Source organism: Microbacterium umsixpiens, from assembly GCF_053543675.1.
Genome location: NZ_JBLVOH010000104.1, coordinates 5,504 through 9,642 on the forward strand (window position 1 = coordinate 5,504; position 4,139 = coordinate 9,642).

General features: G+C 67.3%; 5 protein-coding genes and 1 pseudogene. 1 reads left to right on the forward strand and 5 read right to left on the reverse strand.

The genetic code is table 11. From position 1 onward, the window contains the following. Positions 1-51: 51 nt before the first annotated feature. Positions 52-321 (reverse strand): 30S ribosomal protein S15, encoded by a 270-nt coding sequence (rpsO, locus tag ACNPM4_RS10615; RefSeq protein ID WP_005048780.1) that lies wholly within the window; start codon positions 319-321, stop codon positions 52-54. Between the two features lie 185 nt (positions 322-506). On the opposite strand from rpsO, the gene ACNPM4_RS10620 reads away from it, so the two are divergent. Further along, the gene (locus tag ACNPM4_RS10620; RefSeq protein WP_448985658.1) at positions 507-1,799 is read left to right on the forward strand and encodes an MFS transporter; all 1,293 of its coding nucleotides are present in this window, start codon (positions 507-509) and stop codon (positions 1,797-1,799) included. A gap of 33 nt (positions 1,800-1,832) precedes the next feature. Here the strand turns inward: ACNPM4_RS10620 and ACNPM4_RS10625 are convergent, their stop codons facing one another. From ACNPM4_RS10625 to ACNPM4_RS10640, 4 genes and pseudogenes are all read right to left on the reverse strand, one after another. Then, on the reverse strand, positions 1,833-2,387 hold the full coding sequence (locus ACNPM4_RS10625) for a YceI family protein (RefSeq protein WP_105709768.1): 555 nt from the start codon (positions 2,385-2,387) through the stop codon (positions 1,833-1,835). Positions 2,388-2,568: 181 nt separating this feature from the next. Further along, positions 2,569-2,937 (reverse strand): FKBP-type peptidyl-prolyl cis-trans isomerase, encoded by a 369-nt coding sequence (locus tag ACNPM4_RS10630; protein ID WP_029263650.1) that lies wholly within the window; start codon positions 2,935-2,937, stop codon positions 2,569-2,571. A gap of 207 nt (positions 2,938-3,144) precedes the next feature. After that, entirely contained in the window at positions 3,145-3,825 is a 681-nt protein-coding gene (locus tag ACNPM4_RS10635; protein ID WP_105709767.1) for an alpha/beta fold hydrolase, read from the reverse strand. A gap of 39 nt (positions 3,826-3,864) precedes the next feature. Continuing rightward, positions 3,865-4,139 (reverse strand): annotated as a pseudogene (locus tag ACNPM4_RS10640) (PrsW family intramembrane metalloprotease); the annotation flags it as partial.

Here is a 4,139-nt window from a genome sequence, read left to right on the forward strand (position 1 = left end):
CCCCCCCTTCTCAAGAATGTTCTGCGCGATTGAACGCAGGATCGCCTTGCTTTATCGACGCAGGCCGAGACGCTCGATGAGCGACCGGTAGCGGTTGATGTCGATGTCCTGCAGGTAACCCAGCAGGCGACGGCGCTGACCGACGAGCAGGAACAGACCACGACGCGAGTGGTGGTCGTGCTTGTGCTCCTTGAGGTGCTCGGTGAGGTCCTTGATGCGCTGCGTCAGCATTGCGACCTGCACCTCGGGGGATCCGGTGTCACCGGGGTGCGTCGCGTACTCTTCGATGATCGCCTTCTTGACGTCTGCTTCCAGTGCCATAGATTCGATCCCCTCTCTGCTTGTTGCGCGGCGCCCGACGCCTGATGCGAGGGCTCTCTTTATCCGCGGCCGATCGAACGGCAACCTGAAGAGTCTACCAGCCGAGGACACCCTCGCGTGACAACCGCGAGGGGCCGCTCGACCGGCGTCAACTAGGCTCGAACGGTGCAGAAGAAGATCGACGAGTGAGCGGCCGACGCGGTCACCTCATCGACCTCACTCCCCTGAAGACCAGTCCCGCCTTCGCGCGGATGTGGATCGGATCGACGCTCGCGGGCATCGGCGGTCAGTTGACGATCGTCACCGTGATGCTGCATGTGTTCGTGCTGACCGGGAGCACATTCGCCGTGTCCATGATCGCGGTCGCCGGGCTCATCCCGATGATCCTCGCCGGCCTGTACGGCGGGATGCTCGCGGACGCATTCGACCGGCGCAGGGTGGCCCTGATCGCGGCGACCATCACGTTCGCCTCGACCGCACTGCTCGCCGCGCTCACGTGGACCGGCACCGAGACCATCTGGTGGCTGTATGCACTCAGCATGATCAACTCCGCCGCGAACTCGGTGGGCATGGCCACGCGCACGGCGATCGTGCCGCGCCTCATCCCCCGCGAGCAGCTGGCGGCGGCATCCGCACTCAACGGCGTCGCGTTCGGGCTCACCGTCATGGCCGGCCCCGCGCTGGCCGGCCTGCTCGTGGCCCTCACCGGCTACGGCTGGACCTACACGATCGACGTCGTACTGATGCTGTCGATGTTCCTCGGCCTGTGGACGCTTCCGGTACTGCGCCCTGAGGGCGAGATCGTGCGCCCCGGCCTGGAGTCGCTCGTCGACGGCTGGCGCTTCCTGCGCAAGGCGGGCAACATCCGGATGCAGTACATCATCGACATCATCGCGATGACGTTCGGCCAACCCCTCGTCCTCTTCCCCGCCCTCGGCACCGTGCTCCTGGGCGGCGGCGCCGTGACGACCGGAATCCTCACGGCGGCCGTCGCCGTCGGAACCTTCGCGTCGAGCCTGTTCTCCGGGCGCGTCGTCCAGTATCGGTGGCATGGCCGCGGCATCGCGCGGGCCGTCGAAGCGTACGGCGCTTCGATCCTCCTCTTCGGTCTGGTGCTGCTGATCGGGGCGTTCTCTCCGCCCGCCGGCGAGGATGCCCCGAACATCGGCCTGATCGTCGCCGCCTGCGTGGCACTCGCGCTCTCCGGGGCCTCCGACAATGCCAGCTCGATCTACCGCAACACGATGATGCAGGCGGCGGTTCCCGACGCGATGCGCGGTCGATTGCAGGGACTCTTCGTGGTGGTCGTCGCCGGCGGCCCGCGCGTCGGAGCCCTGTACGCCGGGACTCTCGCCACGCTGACCACCCTGTGGTTCCCGCCGCTGCTCGGCGGCGTCCTGGTGATCGCCCTCGTCGCGATGCTCTCGCGCCGCAACCGCCGATTCCACGACTACGACGCAGAGAACCCCGAGCCCTGACGGACCCGGGGTTCGAGGAACTGCGTGACGGCGTCAGTCCTGCTGCAGCGCGCCCTGCAGGTCGAGGCTGATCGTGATGTCCTTGCCCACGAGCACGCCACCGGTCTCGAGTGCGGCGTTCCACGTGAGACCGAAGTCCTCGCGGTTGATCACGGCCTTGGCAGAAGCGCCCGCCTTGTAGTTGCCGTACGGGTCGGTGCCGAATCCGCCGAAGTCGAGCTCGAAGCTGACCGGCTTGGTGACGCCGCGGATCGTGAGGTCACCGTCGACGAACAGCTCGTCGCCCTTGACGCGCGCGCCGGTGGACACGAACTCCATCGTCGGGAAGTTCTCGGTGTCGAAGAAGTCGGCGGAGCGCAGGTGGGCGTCGCGACCCTCGTCGTTCGTGTCGACCGAGGTGACGTCGACAGAAGCCTCGACCTTGGCCTCGAGCGGGTTCTCGGGGGCGATCAAGGTCGCGCTCTTGATGCCGAAGGTGCCGCGCACCTTGGAGATCATCATGTGGCGGACGCTGAACGTCACCTCGCTGTGCGAGGGGTCGAGCACCCAGGTGCCGGGACGGTAGCCGGGAATGTCGATGCTGGTCATGGTTTCTCCTTCGGAGACATCGACCGCTGATGCGGCTTCGGACAGGGGCCGCGTTCACCGCGACCCCTGTGACAACTTACATTCATTCGCATATATTCCCCTGAATGCGGATGTTCTTCCGATATACAACAGAGACGCCCCTCCTCCGAGGAGGAAGGGCGTCTCGGCGTACGGGTCGGGCTCAGCCGACAGCGACGAGATCGATGATGAAGATCAGCGTCTTTCCGGAGAGGAAGTGGCCGCCACCGACCGGGCCGTAGGCCAGGTGAGGCGGGATGATCAGCTCACGGCGTCCGCCGACCTTCATGCCGGGGATGCCGTCCTGCCAGCCCTGGATCAGGCCGCGCAGCGGGAACTGGATGGTCTCGCCGCGACCCCAGGACGAGTCGAACTCCTCGCCGGAGTCGAACTCGACGCCGGCGTAGTGCACGGTCACGGTGTCGCCGGGCTTCGCCTCTGCGCCGTCACCCTCGATGATGTCGCGGATGACGAGCTCCGCGGGAGCGGGGGCGCTGGGGGCATCGAACTCAGGCTTTGTGCGATCAGTCATGCCTCCATCAAACCCGAGCCCGCGGGAGGGGTCAACGCGATCGCACCTGCTCACAGCGAACACTTCGACGGGAGCAGCGGCAACAGCCTCTTGACACCCTCCACGGTCGGGTGCACCCTGATTACAGATCAACTCAGCGCCCGGGAGACTCGCAGGCATCGCCGCAGCACCGGGCGCTGAGTCTTGCCACCGCGGGGTCTCCGGGCGTCAATCGAGGTAGCCGACGAGCATCTCCGCGATCTCCGTCGGCCTGCTGAGCATGGCGCAGTGTCCGCCGGGGACCTCGTCGGCGACCACCCCGAGACGCTCTCGGGCGAGGTCGCGGAGAAAGCGCGGCGGGAAGAAGCGATCGTCCGCGAACACGATGACCCGCGTCGGCACATCGGGCCAGACCCTCAGCGGCCACGGGACCTCCATCGCCGCCGAGGACGGATGTGCGCGCTCCTGCCGCAGTGCTTCATCCGCCAGCTCTCGCGGCACGCCGTTGTAGAAACTCACGTAGGGGTCCTCGTTACCCGTCAGTCCGCCATCGATCGCCGCCTGGGCCTCGGCGGCGGCGAGATAGCCCGACTCGGACCACCATCGCTCCGGCGGCTCACCGGGCGCCGGGATCATCCCCGCGGCCAGCACGAGGAGATCGGCCGACAGTCGCTCGGCGACCAGAGGCGCCGTGAAGGCTCCGAACGAGTGGCCGAGCACGACGACATCGCGTCGTGCCCCCACCTCTGCCACCACGGCGTCCGCGTAGTCCTCGAGAGTGAGGGAATCGTCACCGGCGGGGAGATCGGGGGCGAAGACCTCGTGTCCGCGCGCCACGAGTTCTGCGGCGACCAGATGCCAGGACCACCCGACATCTCCCCCGCCGTGGATCAGGACGAACGTGCTCATCGCGACCGCCTCCTCACGACGAGTATCCCGATGTCGGGCTCAATACGCCAGCAGTGCGGCCCTGGCGGCTCGGGTACGGATCAGCAGCGCACGCTCGTCCTCGACGGCGAGCGGATCGCGCCCCGTGATCGCCCGCTGACGGACCGCGGCCAGCGCGGTCGCGTCCTTGATGAACTCGCGCATGATCGGACGCCGGTCACCCCGAAGACCTCGCGCCCAGTTGAGACCCGCCTTGCGTCCGCTCGATGTGGCGAGCATCGTGACCTCTTCGGGCGTGAACCACCCCGCGTTCGCGTACTCGGCGAGGCGCGCCC

Coding starts and splice junctions, on each gene's coding strand:
- ACNPM4_RS10635 (WP_105709767.1), bottom strand. CDS start 3,825: ATGAGCACGTTCGTCCTGATCCACGGCGGGGGAGATGTCGGGTGGTCC.
- ACNPM4_RS10625 (WP_105709768.1), bottom strand. CDS start 2,387: ATGACCAGCATCGACATTCCCGGCTACCGTCCCGGCACCTGGGTGCTC.
- ACNPM4_RS10630 (WP_029263650.1), bottom strand. CDS start 2,937: ATGACTGATCGCACAAAGCCTGAGTTCGATGCCCCCAGCGCCCCCGCT.
- rpsO (WP_005048780.1), bottom strand. CDS start 321: ATGGCACTGGAAGCAGACGTCAAGAAGGCGATCATCGAAGAGTACGCG.